At 72.4% G+C, this 19,964-nt stretch carries 15 protein-coding genes; 11 read left to right on the plus strand and 4 right to left on the minus strand.

Annotated elements, in window-relative coordinates; genetic code table 11:
- Positions 1 to 48: 48 nt before the first annotated feature.
- Positions 49 to 1,623: a 4-hydroxyphenylacetate 3-hydroxylase family protein gene (locus tag ACGF0D_RS15725; RefSeq protein ID WP_392870628.1), complete on the minus strand. Its 1,575-nt coding sequence runs from the start codon at positions 1,621 to 1,623 to the stop codon at positions 49 to 51.
- Positions 1,624 to 1,823: 200 nt separating this feature from the next.
- On the opposite strand from ACGF0D_RS15725, the gene ACGF0D_RS15730 reads away from it, so the two are divergent.
- The gene (locus ACGF0D_RS15730) at positions 1,824 to 3,161 is read left to right on the plus strand and encodes an extracellular solute-binding protein (protein ID WP_392916404.1); all 1,338 of its coding nucleotides are present in this window, start codon (positions 1,824 to 1,826) and stop codon (positions 3,159 to 3,161) included.
- Between the two features lie 64 nt (positions 3,162 to 3,225).
- Here ACGF0D_RS15730 and ACGF0D_RS15735 read toward each other — a convergent pair whose 3' ends face one another.
- Positions 3,226 to 4,614, minus strand: coding sequence for a condensation domain-containing protein (locus ACGF0D_RS15735; RefSeq protein WP_392916407.1), 1,389 nt, complete (start codon positions 4,612 to 4,614; stop codon positions 3,226 to 3,228).
- A gap of 193 nt (positions 4,615 to 4,807) precedes the next feature.
- Here ACGF0D_RS15735 and ACGF0D_RS15740 point away from each other — a divergent pair, with 193 nt between their 5' ends.
- The 4 genes from ACGF0D_RS15740 (at position 4,808) to ACGF0D_RS15755 (ending at position 10,860) form a co-directional block, all read left to right on the plus strand.
- Positions 4,808 to 6,049 carry an acyl-CoA dehydrogenase family protein gene (locus ACGF0D_RS15740; RefSeq protein WP_392916410.1) on the plus strand — a complete coding sequence of 414 codons (1,242 nt, stop codon included), beginning with the start codon at positions 4,808 to 4,810 and terminating at the stop codon, positions 6,047 to 6,049.
- A gap of 42 nt (positions 6,050 to 6,091) precedes the next feature.
- On the plus strand, positions 6,092 to 7,468 hold the full coding sequence (locus tag ACGF0D_RS15745) for an FAD-binding oxidoreductase (protein WP_392916412.1): 1,377 nt from the start codon (positions 6,092 to 6,094) through the stop codon (positions 7,466 to 7,468).
- 450 nt (positions 7,469 to 7,918) lie between these two features.
- Positions 7,919 to 9,856 carry an FG-GAP repeat domain-containing protein gene (locus tag ACGF0D_RS15750; RefSeq protein WP_392871642.1) on the plus strand — a complete coding sequence of 646 codons (1,938 nt, stop codon included), beginning with the start codon at positions 7,919 to 7,921 and terminating at the stop codon, positions 9,854 to 9,856.
- Positions 9,853 to 10,860 (plus strand): enediyne biosynthesis protein, encoded by a 1,008-nt coding sequence (locus ACGF0D_RS15755; RefSeq protein ID WP_392870641.1) that lies wholly within the window; start codon positions 9,853 to 9,855, stop codon positions 10,858 to 10,860. The genes ACGF0D_RS15750 and ACGF0D_RS15755 overlap by 4 nt, the downstream gene beginning before the upstream one ends.
- Positions 10,861 to 10,936: 76 nt before the next feature.
- Here ACGF0D_RS15755 and ACGF0D_RS15760 read toward each other — a convergent pair whose 3' ends face one another.
- Positions 10,937 to 11,662 carry a maleylpyruvate isomerase family mycothiol-dependent enzyme gene (locus tag ACGF0D_RS15760; RefSeq protein WP_392916415.1) on the minus strand — a complete coding sequence of 242 codons (726 nt, stop codon included), beginning with the start codon at positions 11,660 to 11,662 and terminating at the stop codon, positions 10,937 to 10,939.
- A 249-nt stretch (positions 11,663 to 11,911) separates the two neighbouring features.
- On the opposite strand from ACGF0D_RS15760, the gene ACGF0D_RS15765 reads away from it, so the two are divergent.
- From ACGF0D_RS15765 to ACGF0D_RS15775, 3 genes are all read left to right on the plus strand, one after another.
- The gene (locus ACGF0D_RS15765; RefSeq protein WP_392870647.1) at positions 11,912 to 12,889 is read left to right on the plus strand and encodes a DUF1702 family protein; all 978 of its coding nucleotides are present in this window, start codon (positions 11,912 to 11,914) and stop codon (positions 12,887 to 12,889) included.
- Between the two features lie 70 nt (positions 12,890 to 12,959).
- A complete protein-coding gene (locus tag ACGF0D_RS15770; protein WP_392870650.1) occupies positions 12,960 to 13,934 on the plus strand; it encodes a DUF1702 family protein in 975 nt (324 codons plus the stop codon).
- A 2-nt stretch (positions 13,935 to 13,936) separates the two neighbouring features.
- Entirely contained in the window at positions 13,937 to 15,295 is a 1,359-nt protein-coding gene (locus ACGF0D_RS15775; RefSeq protein WP_392916418.1) for a cytochrome P450, read from the plus strand.
- 136 nt (positions 15,296 to 15,431) lie between these two features.
- Here ACGF0D_RS15775 and ACGF0D_RS15780 read toward each other — a convergent pair whose 3' ends face one another.
- The gene (locus tag ACGF0D_RS15780) at positions 15,432 to 16,211 is read right to left on the minus strand and encodes a helix-turn-helix transcriptional regulator (RefSeq protein WP_392870656.1); all 780 of its coding nucleotides are present in this window, start codon (positions 16,209 to 16,211) and stop codon (positions 15,432 to 15,434) included.
- A gap of 450 nt (positions 16,212 to 16,661) precedes the next feature.
- Here ACGF0D_RS15780 and ACGF0D_RS15785 point away from each other — a divergent pair, with 450 nt between their 5' ends.
- The 3 genes from ACGF0D_RS15785 to ACGF0D_RS15795 all read left to right on the plus strand — a co-directional run bounded on the left by ACGF0D_RS15785 (position 16,662) and on the right by ACGF0D_RS15795 (position 19,953).
- On the plus strand, positions 16,662 to 17,192 hold the full coding sequence (locus ACGF0D_RS15785) for a DUF5987 family protein (protein ID WP_392870659.1): 531 nt from the start codon (positions 16,662 to 16,664) through the stop codon (positions 17,190 to 17,192).
- Entirely contained in the window at positions 17,189 to 18,844 is a 1,656-nt protein-coding gene (locus ACGF0D_RS15790) for a GMC family oxidoreductase N-terminal domain-containing protein (protein ID WP_392916421.1), read from the plus strand. The genes ACGF0D_RS15785 and ACGF0D_RS15790 overlap by 4 nt, the downstream gene beginning before the upstream one ends.
- 62 nt (positions 18,845 to 18,906) lie before the next feature.
- Entirely contained in the window at positions 18,907 to 19,953 is a 1,047-nt protein-coding gene (locus ACGF0D_RS15795) for a carboxymuconolactone decarboxylase family protein (protein WP_392916423.1), read from the plus strand.
- Positions 19,954 to 19,964 lie beyond the last annotated feature (11 nt).

Raw genomic sequence — 19,964 nt, forward strand, 5'->3', positions numbered from 1 at the left:
CCCTCCGATCCTCATCGATTGGTTGTCGGCCGGTCGTCGGCGCCCGGATCAGCTGTCGAGCAGCCCGTGCACGGAGTCGCTCAGGTCGGCGAAGGAGGACAGATCGGGTACGGTCCACCCGTTCAGGTCGTACTCCGCCAGGCACTCGTCGACCAGGCCCTTGTAGGCGTCCAGCTGGCCGTTGGCGAGCTGGGCGAAGAGCAGCTCGATCCGGGTGTTCTCGTGACTGCCCGCGTAGTTGCGCTCGTAGAGCTCGTGGCGGCCGCCGAACTCGCTGCCGACGGCGTCCCAGAGCAGCTTCATCACCTTGACCCGCTCGACCGCGTCGACACCGCCGGAGCCGCGCAGGAACCGGTCCAGGTAGGGCCGGATCCCCGGGTTGTCGAAGTCCTTGGCGCTGGAGTTCACGTAGATCAGCCCGCTGGCCACGTCCTGCAGCACGATCTCCCTGATCCGCGGGTAGCCCGTCTGCATGAACCACCGGTAGGCCAGGCCGTACTGGGAGTTGGGCAGCACCGCGCCGTTGTGCCAGGCGACCGGGTTGCGGGCGGCCGCGTCGGACAGCCCCCAGAACAGGTTGCGCCAGGCCAGCACCTCGCCGAGCCGGCTCTGCACCCCGCGGAAGTCGCCGGTGCCGGTGATGTCCAGGGCCTTGGCCAGCAGCCCGGCGATGAACTCCAGCTTCACCGCGAGCCGGGTGCAGCCGTGGAAGGTGAACCGCTCGATGAAGCCGGACTGCCCGGTGAACAACCGGATCTTCTCCGGCTGGCCGTAGACGAAGACGTTCTCCCACGGGATGAGCACCTTGTCGAGCACCAGGATGGTGTCGTTCTCGTCCAGCCGGGAGGAGAGCGGGTGGTCGAAGGGGCTGCCCATCGCCGCCGCCGTCGCGGTGTACGACGGGCGGCAGATCAGCTTCATCCCGGGCGCGTCCATCGGCACGGTGGCCACCAGCGCGAAGGTGCGGTCCTTGATCGGCAGGCCGTAGTGCGCGATGAAGTTGTAGTGCGTCAGCGCGGAGCCGGTGGCGACCACCTTCGCGCCGGACACCACCAGGCCGGCGTCCGTCTCCTTCTCCGCGTGGATGAAGACGTCCTTCACCTGGTCCGGCGGCAGGGAGCGGTCGACCGGCGGGTGCACGATCGCGTGGTTCCAGTACAGCACCTTCTCCTGCGACTCGGCGTACCAGCGCCGGGCGTTGTCCGCGAACGGCTCGTAGAAGTCCGCGTTCGCGCCCAGGGTGCCGAGGAAGGACGCCTTGTAGTCGGGGCTGCGGCCCATCCAGCCGTAGCTCATCCGCGCCCAGGCGGCGATCGCCTGCTGGTCGGCGACCAGGTCCTCCGCGCTGCGCGGGGTGGTGAAGAAGCGGTGGGTGTAGCCCTCGCCGCCGCTGTCGACCGGCGCGGTCAGCACCGGCCGGTGTCGCGGATCGTGCAGGGCGTCGTAGAGCCGCGCGGTCATCCGGACCGGGTTGTGGAACGCCGGGTGGGCGGTGACGTCCTTGACCCGGTCGCCGTAGAGGTAGATCTCCCGGTCGTCGCGAAGGCTCTCGATGTACTCCGCCCCGGTCAGCGGGCGGCTGCCGCGCGCATCTCCGGCGGTGGTCTCGCGGGCTTCGGCCATCAGACGCCTCTCCTTGCTGCCAGTTCACCGGACGAACCGAGCCTGACAGTTCCGCATGGGTGGCCGCTTCTCCCGACGTGCGCTCGCGCCGGACCGGGCCGCGAGGGGCCTGGGAGTCAGCACGAGCGGAGATGCCCGGGGCCCGCCGCCCCCGGAGCATGAGCATCTGGATTGCCCGGCCTGCCAGGAAGGATTCCGGAATGAGCAAGCGGATCGACCTCGACATCGTGGTGCCGCTCTACCCGTTGATGCCCTACTTCCAAGACCGGACCAGGGAGTTGGCGGAGAAGTTCACGGCCAACCACCCCGAGTACCGGATCCGGGTCACCGGCGCGGACTGGCTGTCGGTTCCGCAGACCATTCACGACGCCGCCCTGAAGGGCGAGGCGCCGACCATCGCGCAGTACTTCTACACCTCGACCCGGGACGCCCTCGACGCCCGACGGCCCGACGGCTCACCGCTGTTCACCTCGGTCGAGCGGGCGATCGCGGGCCGCACCGAGATCCTCGGCGAGCCGGTCGTGCTCGGTGACGTCGAACCCGCCGCCCGGCACTTCTACACCTACGACGGCGCGGTCGCGGCCATGCCGCCGCTCACCTCGACCACCCTGCTCTACGCCAACACCACCCTGCTGGAGCGGGCCGGGATCACCGAGGTGCCGCTGACCTGGGCCGGCATCGAGGCCGCCTGTCGGGCCGTCACCGCGCTCCCGGACGGGCCGGCCCACGGGATCACCTGGCCCAACCACGGCTGGTGGTTCCAGCAGTCGGTGGCCCAGCAGGGCGCGCTGCTCGCCGACCGGGACAACGGCCGCTCCGGCCGCGCCGAGAAGCTGTACCTCGACTCGGACGCGATGCTCGCCTACGTCGAGTGGTGGCGCGGGCTGCACCGGGCGGGCCTGTACCGCTACCACCCGAGCCGGGTGAACACCGAGGTCGACTGGAACCGCAACTTCCGTGCCTTCGCCGACCAGGAGGTCGCCTTCGTCCTCACCACCTCGGTCGAGGCGGCCCGGATGGCCCAGGCCGGCCACGACGGCGGCTTCGTCGCCCGGGCCTGCCGGATGCCGTACAACGACCGGGTGCCGTACGCGGGCAACGTGATCGGCGGGGACGCGCTCTGGCTGGCGTCCGGGCTGGACAAGGAGACCGAGGACGGCGCCCTGGCCTTCATGCAGTACCTGAACACGCCGCGGACCGCCGCCGAGCGGCACCGGGAGACCGGGTTCATCCCGGTCACCGGCGGGGCGATCGAACTGCTGGAGCAGGAGGGCTGGTTCGAGCGCAACCCGCACTTCCGCACGGCGCTGGACCAGCTCGCCGCCAACTCCGGCTCGCCGGCCGCCCGGGGCGCGCTGCTCGGCGAGTTCGCCGCGATCCAGAACGTCCTGACCACCGCCATGCACGACGTCCTGGCCACCGACGTGGACCCGCGGGAGCGCTTCGCCCGGGCGAACGCCGAGGCCCAGCTTCTGCTGGACGGGTACAACGACGCCTACCGGGGCCTGCGCCCCCGCGGCCCGATCCGGGTCGGCTGAGCGGGCCGAACGACGAAGGGGGCCGGCGGTTCCGCGCGGAGCGGAACCGCCGGCCCCGGCGTACTCAGGACTTCTCGGCACCGAGCTCCAGCGGCGCGTCCGGCGCGCCGACCAGCTCCCGCAGCACCTCGCGGAAGCGGTCCACCTGCTCCGCCATGGTGCTCTCGTCGTAGAGGTTGCTGTTGTACTGGATGCCGGCGACCACGTCACCGGCCGGGTCCAGGTTGAGCGTCCACAGCGCGCCGTTGGGCACGTCCGAGCCCACCGGCTGCGAGGTGAGCCGGCGGCGTACCTCGGTGAACTCCAGGTCCCCGATCAGCTCGCCGTCCAGCAGGAACGGGAACGGGAAGACCTGGAAGACGCAGGCAGCCCGCTCGTCCTCCAGCGTCGGCAGCATCAACTCCGGCGCCTGGGCGAGGATCTGGCCGAACGGGATGTCATGGGCGTACGCCTCCAGGCTGGTGGTGCGGATCCTGGTGACCACCTCGGCGAAGTCGCGGGCCCCGGCCAGCTCCGTGCACAGCGGGAGGAAGTTGAAGAACGGCCCGACCGTGTGGTGGAAGCGGTCCTCGCCGCGGCCCGGCGAGAAGGTCGGCACCACCACCCGGGTCGTCCCGGTGGAGCGCGCGACCATCACCGCGAACGCGCCCATCAGCACCATGAACGGCGTGCTGCGCAGCGCCCGGCCGATCTCCACGGCCCGGGTGGTCAGGTCCTCGTCGACGGTGAAGCGGTACACGGCGGTGGACTCCGGCAGGCCGGAGGACTTCGGCCGGTCGGTGGGCACCGAGAGGATCCGGGCGCCGGCCAGCTGCTCCCGCCAGAACGCGCGCGACTCCTCCAGCGCCGGGTTCTCGGCGAACTCCCGCTGCCACTGCGAGAACTCACGGTACGGCAGGGCGTCCGGCAGCTCGGGCTGGCGGTGCCCGCGGCGCTCGGCGTAGCGGACGGCGAGGTCGCGGATGATCAGCCGGACCGACCAGCCGTCGGCCGCGGTGTGGTGGACGACCAGCGCCAGGATCGCGTCGTCCTCGTCGAAGCGCAGCAAGGTGGCCTTCAGCAGCGGGAGTTCACGCGCGCTGACGGTGCCCGACTCGACCTCGGTGATCAGCTCCTCCACCGCCTGCTCGCGGGCCTGGGCGTCCGCTCCGGACAGCTCCCGCAGCTCCAGCGGGACCGGGGTGGGCGGGTGGACCTCCTGGTACCGCTCGCCCTCGCCCCGGACGATGGCGGTGCGCAGGGCCTCGTGCCGGACCACCACGTCGTCCAGGGCCAGTTGCAGCGTCGCGGCGTCGGCCTTCCCGCGCAGGCGCCAGCCGTGCACGATGTGGAAGTGCGGGCCGAACGGTCCCTCCTCGTCGCCGCGGTCGAAACCGCAGAGGAATTCCTGGTTGAAGGAGAGCTGCGTCCTGCTCTCCGGTGCGTTCGACTGCGGCTTTCCATCGGAGATCATGGGGAATTCCTCTCGCTGGTTCCGGGGCGAATTCGCCCCGGAACCGTAGCAACGGCCCCGCCGCCGTGGTTCTTCGATCGTGCTGGCAATCAGGGAGATGCGCCCCGCCCCCGCCGCGGGCGACAGTGGCCGGGAAATGTCCGCCCGGCCCCGGGCGGAACGCCCGCGCCAACCGTAGAGGAGCCGCGCCGCAATGACGGTCGCCACGAATGCCGCAGGGTCCGGCTCGCCGCAGCCGCCCGAACCCGGTCTGACGCCGAAGGAGGTCATCGCCAGGGCCGAGGCCATCGCGCCGCTCCTGGTGGCCCGGCAGGCCGAGACCGAACAGCGCACGTACTACGCCGAGGACACCCACGAGGCGTTCGCGGAGGCCGGCTTCTACCGGATCCTCGTCCCCAAGCGGTACGGCGGCTACGAGTTCGGCATCGACACCTTCCTGCGGGTGGCGATGACGCTCGCCCGCGGCTGCCCGTCGACCGGCTGGATGTACTGCCTCGGCGCCACCCACGCCCTGCCCGCGGCCTCGCTGTTCGGCGAGCGGGCGCAGGCCGAGATCTTCGCCGGCGGCGACTTCATCTGCCCGGCCACCATCGTGCCCAACGGCCGGGCCGAGCGGGCGCGGGACGGCGGCTGGCGGCTCGACGGCACCTGGAACTACTGCTCGGGCTCGCCGTACGCCACGCACTTCATGGGGCACGTCCCGGTGCCCGGCGAGGACGGCGAGCCGCCGGCGCCGATGCTCTTCGTCGCCCCGCGCTCCCAGTTCCGCCGGCTCGACGACTGGGGCGGCCAGCTGGGCCTCAAGGGCAGCGGCTCGCACAGCATCGTGATCGAGGACGGTCTGGTCCCGGACCACCTGACGCTGCCGCGCACCCACATGAGCGAGGTCCTCGTCGACGGCGGCACCCCCGGCTACCGGCTGCACGGCAACCCGGAGTACGGCGGCGGCTCGCTCAGCTTCATGGTGCTGGAGGTCGCCTCGCTCGCCGTGGGCATGGCCCAGGGCGCGCTGGACGCCTACGGGGAGCTGATGCAGTCCCGCACGACGCTCTTCCCGCCCGTGGTCACCCGCGCCGAGGACCCGGACTACCAGTTCTGGTACGGCGAGGCGGCCGGCATGATCGCCACCGCCGAGGCCGCCGTGCTGCACGCCGTCACCCAGTGGCAGGAGCTCTGCGCCCAGGGGCCCGGCGCCTTCACCCGGGAGCACGACCTGCGCCTCGCCACCATCTGCCGCGAGGTGATCCGGCTGTGCTGGCACGCCGTGGAGGGGCAGCTGTTCCCGACGGCGGGGTCGAGCGCGGTGCGGCAGGGCGAGCGGATCGAGCGGGTCTGGCGCGACCTGTCCACCCTGCACAGCCACTCCGGGATCGGGGTCTTCCTGTCCGCGGTGACGACCCGGGAGCTCGCCCGTGCGCGGTTCGGTGTCAAGTAGCCCGTCGAGTCGAGTAGCCCGTCGAGCCGAGGAGTTCGTGTCATGACCGAGACCGATCCGGTCGTCTCGCTGCCCGGGGAGCGCGCCTACGCCGCCGCGACCGCCGTGTTCAACCTGGCCGCTCCGGTCCGGCCCGCGGCGGCGGTGACCGTCCGCACCGTCGAACAGGTCCAGGCGGCGCTGCGGCACGCCCACCGCGCGGGGCGGTGGGTCCGGGTGCACACCACAGGGCACGCCTCCTCCTCGGCCCGGCCGATGGACGACGCCCTGCTGATCCGCACCGAGCCCGCCGGGCCGGTCGTGGTCGACCCGGTGGCCCGCACCGCCCGCGTCCCGGCCGGAACGCGCTGGGGCGCGGTGGTCGAGGCCGCCGCCGAGCACGGGCTGGCCGCGCCGCACGGCACCTCGCCCACCGTCGGGGTGGTCGGGTACCTGCTGCGCGGCGGGATCAGCTTCTACGGCCGCCGGGCCGGGCTCGCCGTGAACAGCGTCCGGGCGATCGAACTCGTCACCCCGGACGGCGAGTTCCGCCGCGTCTCGGCGATCGCCGACCCGGAGCTGTTCTGGGCCCTGCGCGGCGGCGGGGGAGGGCTGGGCGTCGTCACCGCGGTCGAGCTCGCGCTCTTCCCGGCGGCCCGGGTGGTCACCGGCGCGGCCTTCTGGCCCGCCGCGTACGGCCCCGAGCTGCTGTCCCGCTGGCTGCGCTGGAGCGGGGACGCGCCCGAGACCGTCACCACAGCGTTCCGGGTGATGAACCTGCCGGCCGTGCCGGAGATCCCGCCGGTCCTGACCGGCGGCCCGGTGATCTGCCTGGCCGGCGTGGTGCTCAGCCCGACCGAGGACGGCCTGGCGACCGCCGAGCGCCAGGCCGCGGACCTGCTCGGGCCGCTGCGGGCCGTCTGCGAGCCGGTGCTGGACACCTGGTGCACCACCACCCCGCCGGCCGTGGTCCGCACGCACATGGACCCGACCGACCCGGTGCCGGTGCTCGGGGACCACCTGCTGCTCTCCGAACTCGGCCCGGACGGCGCCGAGACCTTCCTCAAGGTGCTCGGCGAGGGCTCGGGATCCCCGCTGGTCAACGCCGAACTCCGGCAGCTCGGCGGCGCCCTGGCGGTGCCCGACCCGAACGGCGGGGCGCTCAGCCACCTCGACGCGGCCTTCGCGTTCACGGCCGGCGGGCTGGCCGTCGACCAGGTCACCACGGCGGCGGTCCGGGCGCACTGCGCCGAGGTCCGTTCCGCCCTGACGCCCTGGGACACCGGCCGGACCGCGCCGACCCTGGTCGAGCGGCTGGAGCAGCCGCAGGGGCACCTGTCCGCGGCCGCCGTCGCGCGGCTGGACCGGGTGCGCCACCGGGTGGACCCCGCCGGGTGGCTGCGCCACGACGTCCCGCCCGGGTCCTCCAACCGCTACTGACCCGCCCCCGCCGCCGCCCGGCGGCACCGCACCGCACGCACCCGCCGAAGCGCCCTCCGGAGCACCTCCGGAGGGCGCTTCGGCGTTTCCCCGGCCCGCCGTGACGGAATGCGGCCGGCCGGCGGGAAGTCGCGCCTCCCGATTTCCGGCGCCGCCGGGATTCCCCCGCTCGGAAAAGTCTCGGCAAAGCCGGTATGGGTTCGGTGAGCAATGTGAGAGATGCCCCTGCGGGCGGCCGACGTCCATGCTCGTGGGGTAGACCTGCGAGTGAAGTGTGATTCACCGTCGCAATTCGGGAACGCGGATCCAGGACCCCGGGACTTCTTCCTCCCGCCGGAGTCGGCCGCGTCAGTGCACTCGATGCGAAAAGCAGGGCCGTACACGATCTGCCGAGAGGGGAATTCGGTGACATACGGTGAACGATTCCGCAGACTGGTACCTGGCCTGGTGGTGATCTTGGTGGCCACCTCGCTGTTCTTCGCGGCACGGAGCTCGGTCGCGGTGGCCGGGGCGGAACAGGTCGCGAAGCAGTACGGCTTCAAGGAGATGCCCATCGCGATGCCGCCCGGCTACGACCAGCGGCCGATGAGGACCGTGCGGAACGTCAACCCGGCCTACCAGAAGATCCGTTCGTGGATCTCCTCGGTCGGGGCCAGCATCGCGATCAACGACCTCACCGGGCACGGCGTGGCCGACAGCATGTGCATCGTCGACACCAGGACCGACAGCGTGGTCGTCACCTACACGCCGACCGCCCGGCCGGCCGACCGCTTCACGCCCTTCGTGCTGGACGGCAAGCCGCTGCCGATGGACGACACCATGGCGCCCACCGGCTGCACGCCCGGCGACTTCAACGGCGACGGCCGGATGGACCTCCTGGTGACGTACTGGGGCCGCACGCCGATCCTGTTCATGGCCAGGTCGGACGCCACGACCCCGGCCGCGAGCTCCTACGTGCCGCGCGAGCTGGTGCCCTCGGAGTCGCTGGACGGGAAGTACCACGGCCCGCGCTGGAACACCGACGCGGACTACGTCGCCGACCTCGACGGCAGCGGACGCCCGTCGATCGTGATCGGCAACTACTTCCCCGACTCCGACGTGCTCGACCCGAACGGCCTGAAGAACGTCGTGATGAACGAATCGCTGTCCAGCGCCAGGAACGCCGGCGGCGACCACGTCCTGCGCTGGCAGCAGAGCACCTCGGGCCCCGAGCCCACGGTGTCGTACGTGGAGGAGAAGGGCGCGATCCCCTTCGACGCCTCGACCGGCTGGACGCTGGCGATCTCCGGCGCCGACCTGACCGGCGACGGACTGCCCGAGATGTACATCGCCAACGACTTCGGCCACGGGCACCTGATGTACAACAGGTCGACGCCCGGGCACATCCGGTTCACCGAGGCCACGGGCGAGCGCACACCGAGCACCCCCAAGTCCTTCGTGCTGGGCAACGGCTCGTTCAAGGGCATGGGCGTCGACTTCGGCGACCTCGGCCGCAACGGCAACTTCGACATGATGGTCAGCAACATCGCCGTCGCCTGGGGCCTGGAGGAGAGCAACTTCGTCTGGATCAACAAGGCGAAGGACGAGGCCGACATGAAGGCCAAACTCGCCGACGGCGTCGCGCCGTTCACCCAGGAGGCCCAGGAGCACGGCATGGCCTGGAGCGGCTGGGGCTGGGACGCCAAGATGGGCGACTTCCTCAACAGCGGAGACCTCAACGTCCTCCAGGCGACCGGCTTCGTGAAGGGGAACATCAACCGCTGGCCGTGGCTGCAGGAGATGGCCATGACCAACGACGACCTGCTCTCCAACCCCGCGATGTGGCCCAACGTCCAGCCGGGCGACGACATCGCCGGGGACGAGGCCGTCGCCTTCTACGCCAAGACCCCCGACGGCCCGTACGTGAACATCAGCTCCGAGCTGGGCATCGCCGTGCCGACGCCCACCCGCGGCCTCGCCACCGGCGACACCACCGGGACCGGCCGGCTGGACTTCGCCGTCGCCCGCCAGTGGGGGCCGCCCGCCTTCTACGCCAACACCGCGCCCAGCGTGGGCAACCAGCTGAACCTGCGGCTCTACCGGCCGACCGCCGAGGGCGGGGCGGGCCAGGGCCTGGTGAACAGCGGAGCGCCCGCGTACAACGCCACCGTGTGCGTCATGACCCCGGACGGCCGCACCCAGATCTCCCAGCTCGACGGCGGCGGCGGCCACGGCGGCTACCGCAGCTTCGACGTGCGCTTCGGCCTCGGCTCCCAGCAGGGCCCGGTCACCGTCAAGCTGATGTGGCGGGACGCGAGCGGCGGGCTGCACGAGAAGACCGAGCAGATCGACACCGGTACCCACACCCTCATGCTGACCAGCGACGTCCAGGAGGTCCCGAACCGATGAGCGCGACCGCGCAACCCGTTCCCGGCGGCGCCCCGGCGGCCGCGCCGGCCGCCCCCGCGAAACCGAAGGACCCGCGCTACCTGGCGCTGCGGAACTTCGCCATCTCCATCAGCGTGTTCAACATCTTCGGCTACACCCTGCTCGGCTTCGAACAGCCCTGGCTCTGGCCGTTCATCGCGGTGGTCACCGCCTACACCTGCGAGATCTGCTTCGAGCTGATCAGCGCCTGGGCCCAGCGGCGCGCGCCGCGCTTCCGCGGCCGCGGGGCACGCGGGCTCTACGAGTTCCTGCTGCCGGCCCACATCACGGCGCTGGCGGTCAACATGCTGACGTACGGCAACAACCAGCTGCTGCCGTTGTTCTTCGGGGTGGTCATCGGCGTCGGCGGCAAGCACGCCCTGCAGGCGCCGATCGCGGGCCGGATGCGGCACTACATGAACCCGTCCAACTTCGGGATCACGATGTCGCTGCTGTGCTTCGGCACCTGGTTCAGCATCTCGCCGCCGTACCAGTTCACCGAGAACGCGAACACCTTCTTCCGCGTGATGATCCCGCTGATCATCGCCACCGCGGGAACGGTGATCAACGCCCTGCTCACCAAGCGCACGCCGCTGATCGTCGGCTGGCTCGGCGCGTTCGCCATCCAGGCGTTCGTCCGGCACTGGATCTGGGACGTCGCGCTGTACTCCGCGCTCGGCGCGATGACCGGCGTCGCCTTCGTGCTGTTCACCAACTACATGATCAGCGACCCGGGCACCACGCCGATGAAGGCCAAGGCCCAGTTCATGTTCGGCTCCTCGGTCGCCATGGTCTACGGGGTGCTGATGGTGTTCAACGTGGTCTACACCCTGTTCTACGCCACCACCATCGTCTGCGCCCTGCGCGGCATCGGGTGGTGGGTCGCGCACCTGATCCAGAAGTCCCGGCAGGCCAAGGCCGCCGGGGCGGGCGCCCCGGAGGGGACGGCCGCGCAGCCGCAGCAGGTCGGTGCGGTCGCGGCCTGAGGCACCGAGGGTGGCACCACGACGGCGCTGTGGCGCTGCCCGGACCGGGCAGCGCCACAGCGCCGTCGGGCCGGTTCTAGCGTTCGGCCGCCACCTCGACGGGCCGCGCCGGCGGCCGGAACGGGCCCCAGGTGAACGCGGGCAGCCAGGCCTGCGGCGCGTCGCTCCACGCCAGTTCGGTGATCTGGTCGAGCGAGCGCCGGCCGGTGAGCGAGCGCAGCAGGTCGTGCCGGTGCCCGCGCAGGACGGCGGCCGGCTCGCCGTCGCCGGCCAGCCACTCGGCCCCCGGCGCCTCGATCCGCAGCGCCGGAAGCCCCAGCGTGCGCACCGCGTTGGCGAAGCCCCGGACGACCAGGTCCAGCGACGAGGGGTAGGACGGGTGGTCCGGGAGCACCTCCGCCCCCAGCGCGGCCCGCAGGTCCATCTCGTGGGTGAACGCGTCCATCATCAGCATGGTGTGCCGCAGTTGGGGGGACTCGGTGAGCACCCGCTCCACCGGGGCGTCCAGCCGCGCCCACTCGGCGAGCAGGCCGTCCAGGCCGTCGCCGGAGTCGGCGTGCGGGACCTCCCACAGGTTGCCCGGCGCGTCGGCGGCCACCGTCCGGCAGACCTCCAGCAGGTGGCCGACCAGGTCCAGCACGGTCCAGTCCGGACAGGCGGGCACCGCGACCCCGGCCACCCCGGGCCGGTCGCCCAGCAGCGCCGTGATGTTCTCCCGGGAACCGCGGTAGGCGAGGTGGTCGGGCGCCCGGTCCCAGAGCGACCCGGGCGTGGCCTCGGCGTTCCGCTGATACGTGCTCATACGGCTCTCCTTCGGTGGGACGACCTTGACGGGGACGGACCGACGACGCCGGGAACCCGGTCTCGTACGGGCCGGTTCCATTGTGGCGCCCGGGATCCGGGCCGGGGCCGAACGGACGGAACGCGGAGCACTCCCGAAGACGCGGGTCCGAAGACAGCCCCGGAAACGCAACCGTGGAGATGCGGGCCGTGACGTGGCGTCAGGAGCATGGAGGAGCCGTCAATTCCCGATGTGAGCCTGGGAGGGATCGTGCCGACGACCTTGGGATCGCTGCGCCGACTGGTACTGACACCGTCACTGGCCTCGGTGACCTTCGCCGGGCGCGGGTTCCCGGTGACACCCACGGAGTCCACCGAACGGTTGGAGGCGGTGCCCCGGGCGGTGGTCTGCGGCTTCGAGTGGGGGATCGACGCCCGCAGCCAGTGGGAGGTCGAGCGCCGCCTCGCCCTGGTCGAGCCCGAACAGCGCGGATTCGCCTACGAGGGCGCCACCATGGCCTTCACCGTCCTGGACGCGATGGGCCGGGGCCACCGCACCCGGGACCTGCTGGCCGGTCCCGGACAGCCGCACATCTTCCTGGCGTACATCGGCATCGGCTTCGCCATGGCGCGGCTGCCGCGGCCGCTGTGGCGCAAGGTGCTGCCGGACCTCGCCGGGACGCCCTACCACCCGACGATGAGCTGGCTGGCCGTCGACGGCTACGGCTTCGACCTCGCCTACTTCCACACCCGGCGCTGGGTGGACGAGCAGCGCCGGCCGAAGCCGTACCCGTGGCAGGACGCGCCCGAGTACTTCCCGCGGGCGTTCGACCAGGGCGTCGGACGGGCCCTGTGGTTCATCCACGGCGGCTCGCCGGCGCAGGTCGCCGACGCGGTGCGGCGGTTCGACGCCGACCGGCAGGGCGACCTGTGGAGCGGCGTGGGACTGGCCGCGACCTTCGCCGGCGGCGGCACGGCCGACGGCCTGGCCGGGCTGTGCGACGCGGCGGGCCCGCACCGGGCGCAGCTCGCCCAGGGCTCGGTGTTCGCCTCCAAGGCGCGCGCGTACGCCGGGTTCGTCCCCGCGCACTGCGAGACCGCCTCGACGAGCCTGACCGGCCTGTCGGTCGAGGCGGCCGCGAAGGTGGCCGACGACTGCGCGGTGGACGACCGCGCCCCGGGCGCCGCCGGCGGTCCGCCCCCGTACGAACGGTGGCGGGCGAACGTGCGCGCCCACTTCGGCGACTAGGGCCCAGGCGTGTGCGAAGCAGCCGCGGGGCGGATCGGCCGCCCCGCGGAAGACCTGAGAGGAGTAAGGCGTGTCCACTGCATGGCGGACGCTCCGACGTCGAATTCTCACTCCGAGCACCTCTGAGACGCTCATGGAAACACGTGGTTTCCACCGGAAGTCGCCGGCCGCCCAGGACCTCCTGGAGACGGTCGGCGCGCGCTTCCTGGAGGGCTACGCGCACGCCGTGGAGGCCCGCAACCCGGCGGAGGCGGAATACCCGCTGGAGGAGATCCCGGACCGGTTCCGCGGATTCGCCTACGAGGGCGCCGGAATGGGCTTCGCCATGCTCGACGGGCTGCGGCTGTCCGGCGGCGGCTCGGTGGCCCGCTGCCTCCAGGGCCGCGGCGCCGACCACGTCTACATGGTGTACGTCGGGATCGGCTGGGCGATGGCCCGGCTGCCGAGGTTCTGCTGGCCCGACGTCGACGCGCTCGACCCGCTGCTGCGCTGGCTGGTGCTCGACGGGTACGGCTTCCACCAGGCGTACTTCCGCACCGACCGGTACGTCCACCGGCAGTACCGGGACCCGGCGTTCCCCTGGCCGGCCCACGACGCCCCGTCGTACGCCGGCCGCGCGATCGACCAGGGCATCGGCCGGGCCCTGTGGTTCGTCGGCGGCACCGACCCGGACCTGGTCGCGACCATGATCGAGAAGTTCCCGGAGTCCAGGCGCTCCGACCTCTACGGCGGGGCCGGACTGGCGGCCACCTACGCCGGGGGCGTGGACGAGGCCGAACTGTGCGCGTTCCGGGACCGGGCCGGCGAGCACCGGGCGATCGTCGCGCAGGGCAGCGCGTTCGCGGCCGAGGCCCGGATCCGGGCCGGACTGCTGGTGCCGCACACGGAGTTGGCCACCCGGGTGTTCTGCGGCATGGGGCCCGTCGAGGCGGCCGCGGTGACCCAGGAGCTGCGGCCGACCGAGCCGGTGCCGGGCCCGGTGCCCGCGTTCGAGCTGTGGCGCCAGGCCATCGCCGACCGCTTCCGGAACGTCGGGGGGTGCTAGCCGTGGCCGCCACCCGCAAGGTCCCGCCGGGCCCGCCGCGCCGGGCCGCCCCCGTCCTGCTGCGCAGGCTGGTGGGGGACCGGCTGGAGATGATGCGCGCCGCCGCGGCGGAGTACGGCGACGCGGTCCGGATCTCCATGGGCCCCAAGACGCTCTACTTCTTCAACCACCCCGACCACGCCAAGCACGTGCTCGCGGACAACGCGGCCAACTACCACAAGGGGATCGGCCTGGCCCAGGCCCGACGCGCCCTCGGCAACGGCCTGTTGACCAGCGAGGGGGAGCTCTGGCGCAAGCAGCGCCGGCAGATCCAGCCCGCCTTCCAGCACAAGCGGATCGTCCAGCAGGCCGGTGCCGTCGCGGAGGAGGCGGCCAAGCTGGTCGGCCGGCTGCGGGCGCACGAGGGCGGCGGACCGGTCGACGTGGTCAAGGAGATGACGGCGCTCACCCTCGGGGTGCTCGGCCGCACGCTGCTCGACGTCGACCTCAGCGCCTTCGAGGCGGTCGGGCACGACTTCGAGGCCGTACAGGACCAGGCGATGTTCGACATGGTCACCATGGGCATGGTGCCCGGCTGGGTGCCGCTGTCCAAGCAGCTCCGCTTCCGCCGCGCCCGGCAGGACCTGCAGGGGGTGGTCGACCGGCTGGTGGCGGAGCGGGTCTCCCGCGACGGCGCCCGGATCGAGGGGGAGGACGCGCTGTCCCGCCTGATCGTCGCCACCCGGCAGGAGCCCGACCGAGCCGTCGCCCGGCAGCGGATGCGCGACGAGCTGGTCACGCTGCTGCTGGCCGGCCACGAGACCACGGCGAGCACCCTCGGCTGGACCTTCTACCTGGCCGACCGGCACCCCGAGGTGATGGACCGGCTGCACACCGAGGCCGTCGAGGTGCTGGGCGACCGCCTGCCCGAGTTCGAGGACCTGCACCGCCTGCGGTACACCTCGATGGTGGTGGAGGAGGTCATGCGGCTCTACCCGCCGGTGTGGATCCTGCCGCGGCAGGCCCAGGCGGACGACGAGGTCGGCGGGTACCACGTCCCGGCCGGCGCCGACGTGCTGATCTGCCCGTACACCCTGCACCGTCACCCCCGGTTCTGGGACGCCCCGGAGCAGTTCGACCCGGAGCGCTTCGACCGGGACCGGGCGGTCGACCGGCCGCGCTACGCCTACATCCCGTTCGGGGCGGGGCCGCGCTTCTGCATCGGCAACCATCTCGGGCTGCTGGAGGCGACGTTCACGATCGCCATGGTCGCCCGGGAGCTGCGGCTGAGGAAGGTGCCGGGCCACCGGGTGGTGGCCGAGCCGATGCTGTCGCTGCGGGTCGGCGGCGGCCTGCCGATGACGGTGCACCCGGCCGGCTGACCGGGCCCCGGGGCCGCACGGCGAAGCCCCCGCGACCGTCCCTCCGGGGATCGTCGCGGGGGCTCCTGTGTGGGCTCCGGGCCCGGCTCCGAACGCTCCGCGGACGCGGGTTCGAAGCCGGGCCCGGGCCGCGGGCTCAGGCGGTGTCGGTGATCGGGGCGGCCCGCGCGGTCAGTGCCACCGCCCGGGCGTCCAGCAGGGCCAGCAGCACCGGCGGGTCGAGGACCCGGGCCTGGCGCAGGCGGAGCTCGATCGGCAGCAGCGGCACGTCCGGCCGCACCTCGATCGGTCCGACCGATCCCACCGAGACCGGGCGGTCGCCCGTCAGTACCTCGTCGAACGCGGCCGGGACGGAGTGCGCCAGCAGGAACCAGGTGCCGGCCGGCACCTGGTCGAATAAGAAGACGCCGGGGCGGGGGAGGACGGTACACGCGGCGGGTCGCCCCTCGGGGACGCGGGTCGGGAACAGCCCGACGTACACCCGGCCGAGGTCCCCCGCGATGGGGGCCCGGATCTCGCCGCGGAAGGTCGAGAGTTCCGTGCTCCGGGACAGGCCGCGCGGGTCGACCTCGATCCGGGGAGTGAAACCCCCGAGCTGGCGGTAGACGGTGGGGGGGACGCCGACGCTGCTGGCGAACCGTGAGCTGAAGGTACCGACGCTGTTGTACCCGACGCGGTGGCTGATCTCGGTCACCGTGAACGACGTTTCGATGAGGAGGCGCTTGGCCGTTTCGAGGCGGATGGCGGAGAGGAATCGCCTCGGCGAAACCCCGGTCATTCGCTGGAATTCACGGGAGAAGTGGAATTTGCTGTACATGGCGGCCTGCGCCATGTCGTCTATGGTCAGCAGCTCGCCGATGTTCTCGTGCATGGTCTCGATGGCCCGGGAAACAGCTTGCTCGATGGCAGTTGTCATGATTGACTCCAGCTTCTCCGCCGCACCTGCGGATGAACAGAGATTCCACCCTTGCGATGATCGGGAACGAAAGTCGCGGCCGCGCTGACAGGCCGACTGTCGAGGTGCCAGGCAAGCGAAGGGAGGCCCCCTTCGGAAAAGGCGAAGCTGAAAAGTGTCGCCGGCCATAGCAAGTGACGACCGTAGCAGCAGGCACATGACAGACGCAATGGTCCGGTGGCACGTGCCCTCGGCATGACCGTCCGGTGAGTTGTCCCGGAATTCATGTTTGAACGGCCCCGGAGGCCATCAGCAACACAGGAGATGCTTGCGGGGGCGTATTGCGCGCACGATGCCACTGTCGCGTATGCGAATCGGGATCGGCCGGTGCGTGCCGGGCCCGCTTTTCGACAAGCCCCTGAGGAGATGCCGGTGGGCTCGCCTACCTCGGATCGACACGATTACCGGACCATGACGCTCGAAGCGTTCGCGGACACGATCGTCCCGGGCGAGAAGCGTTCCCCCGACGACCGGGCGGTGGCCGGCGCCTCGACCGGCGGCGGCGCCGTCCAGGCGGGCGCCATCGAGCTGCTGGAGACGCCGGCGACCGGACTGTCGGACGCCCTGGACGACTACGAGCAGGCCCTGAACCGCCACGCGAGCGCGTACGCGGACGACCACGGCCTGCGGCTCGACGACTCGGTGCCGCCGTTCGTCGCGCTGCCGTTCGCGGACCGGACCAGCCTGGTGCAGGAACTGACCGGGACGGAACACCAGGAACGTGAACTGTGGGTCCTGCTGGCGCTGTTCGCCAACATGGCCTTCGACACCGCCGCCCACATGCCCACCGCGGACGCGCTCGCGGCGGGCCACCCGGGCCTCACGGCGATGGGGTTCATGAAGCCGGACGAGGACGGCCTGTGGCGGTTCCCCGACTTCTCGTACGGCAAGCAGCTGGCCGAACCCCACCCGGACACCACGTCTTCAGGGAGTCCCGCATGACAAGCACCGAGAGCACCGACGTCCTGATCGTGGGCAGCGGCTTCGGCGGCGCGATCGCGGCGTACCACCTGGCGGCCGGCGGCGCCAAGGTCACCATCCTGGAGCGCGGCCCCTGGCTGAAGGCCGACGACTTCGACCACGACTTCCAGCTCGGCTCCTCGTACACCCGGATCTTCGACTTCGTGGTCGGCGACGGGATGAGCCTGCTCGGCGGCAACTGCGTCGGGGGCGGCAGCGTGGTGTACTTCGCCGCGATGCCGCGCGCGCCGCGGTTCGTCTTCGAGCGCCGCGGCAGCATCGGCCGGCGGATGTGGCCGGCCGCCATCGACCGGGACGTCCTCGACCCCTGGTACGACCGGGTGGCCGAGGCGCTGCCCATCACCCAGCAGGACTGGAACGACGTCACCTACTCGGGCGGGCTGTTCGCCGCGGCCTGCGAGCACGCGGGGCGCACCGCCAACCCCGTCCCGGCCGCCATCGACCGGGCGAAGTGCACCAACTGCAACTGGATGATGTCCGGTTGCCGCTTCGACGCCAAGCGCTCCCTGCTGCTGAACTACCTGCCGGCGGCCCTCGCGCACGGCGCCGAGATCCGGCCGCTGCACGAGGTGCAGCAGCTGACCCGGACGGACGACGGCGGCTACCGGGTGCACTACAGCGTCGTCGACGACGAGGACTACCGGGTGCACGTCGGCAGCGGCACGATCGACGCGAAGATCGTCGTGCTCGCCGCCGGCGCCGGCGCCACCCCGGTGATCCTCCAGCGCTCCGAGGCGGCCCTGGGCGAGATGCCGCACGCCGTGGGCCGTTACTTCTCCGGCAACGGGGAGCGCCTCAACACGGCCATCGTCGACGAGGACAAGGCCCGCGACCTGCTGGGGCTCAAGCGCTCCGACGGCCCGGCGTTCCGGGCCAACCAGATCGGCAAGGGCCCGGTCGTGGCGAGCTGGGACAACCTCGACGGCTCGCTGCCGGAGCACTCCCGGTTCTCCCTGGAACAGCTCTACTTCCCGCCGGGGTTCGGCACCATCCTGGCGCAGGTGCCCGACGCGAGCGGGCCCAGCTGGTTCGGTGTGGAGAAGAAGGAACTGGTCCGGCAGTGGCAGTCCTGGCTGACAATCTTCACCATGATCGAGGACGACAACGAGGGCGTCTTCGGCCCGCCGCCGCCCACCGGCAACGCGCAGCGGATCTCCCAGCAGATGCTCGGGCGCGGGTCGATCTCGTACCGGCCGACCGCCAACACCCTGCGCGCCTGGGCCGATTCGGACGCCGTGGTGAAGGACATCCTGGAGCGCGACGGACTCGCCCGCGTCATGCCGTGGACCAACGACCTGGTGGGCGCCTACACGGTGCACCCGCTGGCGTCCTGCCGGATCGGTGACGACCCGCAGACCTCGGCGCTCGACGACCGGCAGGAACTGCGCAACCACCCGGGCATCTTCGTCACCGACGGCTCCGCCGTCCCGGGGGCGCTCACGGTCAACCCCGCGCTGACCATCTCGGCGCTCGCCGAGCGCGCGATCCCGGGCATCGTGGCCGCCGCGCAGCAGCGCGGCGTGAACGTCAAGTACGGCGCGCCCGCGCCGGACGGCGCCACCAGCGGCCGGCGCGGCGTGCAGGTGCAGCTGCCCGGCCTGATGCGCCGGTAGCGCCAGGCGCCCGACCGGGCTTCCGGACCGGGCTTCCAGACCGAGCTTGGAGGAGGACGCACATGACGACGTCGTTCCTGCGGCCGGCCCTGCGCAGGTCCATGGCGCAGGTCCACCGGGTCGCCCCGGTGCGGCCGGCCGACGCGGGGAAGGAGGTGGCCGGCGTCTTCGCCGAGGTCGAGCGGGAGTTCGGCATGCTGGCACCGCCGATCGGCCTGCACGCCGCCTCGCCGGCGGTGCTCGCCGCCTCCTGGGTGATGCTGCGGGAGACCCTGGTCGCCGGCGGACGGGCCGACCGCGCGACCAAGGAGGCGGTGGCCGCGGCGGTCTCGGCCGCCAACTCCTGCCCGTACTGCGTGGAGGTGCACGGGACGACGCTGGCCGCGCTGCTGCCCGGGGCGTCCGCCCCGGGCAGCGCCCGGGCGGCCGTCGAGGCGTCGGCGGACTGGTTCCGGGCGGACCGGGGCCAGGGCGCGCCGCCGCCGTTCTCCGCCCAGGCGGCGCCCGAACTGGTCGGGGTGGCGGTCACCTTCCACTACCTCAACCGCATGGTCAACCTGTTCCTCGCGCCGAGCCCGCTGCCGACCGGACTCCCGGCGGCCGCGAGATCGGCGGCGAGGGCGGTCCTCGGCCGGCTGATGCGCCACAGCGCGCGCGTCGCCCCGCCGGCCGGGACCTCGCTCGACCTGCTGCCCGCCGCGCCGCTGCCGCAGGACCTGCGCTGGGCGGCGGGCACCCCCAGCGTGGCCGGCGCCTTCGCCCGGGCGGCCGCCGCGATCGACGCGGCGGGGGCCAGGTCGGTGCCGGACGGCGTCCGCGCCCTGCTGGCCGACCGGCTGGCCGACTGGGACGGCCGGCCGCCGGGGATCAGCCGCGGCTGGGTCGAGGACGCCGTGGCGGCCCTGCCCGGGGACGAGCGTCCGGCCGGCCGGCTGGCCCTGCTGACCGCCGAGGCCTCGTACCAGGTCGACGACGGCCTGGTCGCCGAGTTCCGGCGCGGCCGGCCCGGCGACGCCGCGCTGATCGAGCTCACCTCCTGGGCCGCCCTGACGGCGGCCCGGGAGCTGGGCGCCCGGCTCGCCGACCGCGTTCCCACGGCCGCCGGCTGACGCCGCGCACG

Source organism: Kitasatospora sp. NPDC048298 (assembly GCF_043201465.1).
Lineage (GTDB): Bacteria > Actinomycetota > Actinomycetes > Streptomycetales > Streptomycetaceae > Kitasatospora.

What these genes read in the sequence shown, in the direction of transcription:
- ACGF0D_RS15725 (WP_392870628.1), bottom strand. Translation starts at nt 1,623, where the DNA reads ATGGCCGAAGCCCGCGAGACCACCGCCGGAGATGCGCGCGGCAGCCGC.
- ACGF0D_RS15730 (WP_392916404.1), top strand. Translation starts at nt 1,824, where the DNA reads ATGAGCAAGCGGATCGACCTCGACATCGTGGTGCCGCTCTACCCGTTG.
- ACGF0D_RS15735 (WP_392916407.1), bottom strand. Translation starts at nt 4,614, where the DNA reads ATGATCTCCGATGGAAAGCCGCAGTCGAACGCACCGGAGAGCAGGACG.
- ACGF0D_RS15740 (WP_392916410.1), top strand. Translation starts at nt 4,808, where the DNA reads ATGACGGTCGCCACGAATGCCGCAGGGTCCGGCTCGCCGCAGCCGCCC.
- ACGF0D_RS15745 (WP_392916412.1), top strand. Translation starts at nt 6,092, where the DNA reads ATGACCGAGACCGATCCGGTCGTCTCGCTGCCCGGGGAGCGCGCCTAC.
- ACGF0D_RS15755 (WP_392870641.1), top strand. Translation starts at nt 9,853, where the DNA reads ATGAGCGCGACCGCGCAACCCGTTCCCGGCGGCGCCCCGGCGGCCGCG.
- ACGF0D_RS15760 (WP_392916415.1), bottom strand. Translation starts at nt 11,662, where the DNA reads ATGAGCACGTATCAGCGGAACGCCGAGGCCACGCCCGGGTCGCTCTGG.
- ACGF0D_RS15780 (WP_392870656.1), bottom strand. Translation starts at nt 16,211, where the DNA reads ATGACAACTGCCATCGAGCAAGCTGTTTCCCGGGCCATCGAGACCATG.
- ACGF0D_RS15785 (WP_392870659.1), top strand. Translation starts at nt 16,662, where the DNA reads ATGACGCTCGAAGCGTTCGCGGACACGATCGTCCCGGGCGAGAAGCGT.
- ACGF0D_RS15790 (WP_392916421.1), top strand. Translation starts at nt 17,189, where the DNA reads ATGACAAGCACCGAGAGCACCGACGTCCTGATCGTGGGCAGCGGCTTC.
- ACGF0D_RS15795 (WP_392916423.1), top strand. Translation starts at nt 18,907, where the DNA reads ATGACGACGTCGTTCCTGCGGCCGGCCCTGCGCAGGTCCATGGCGCAG.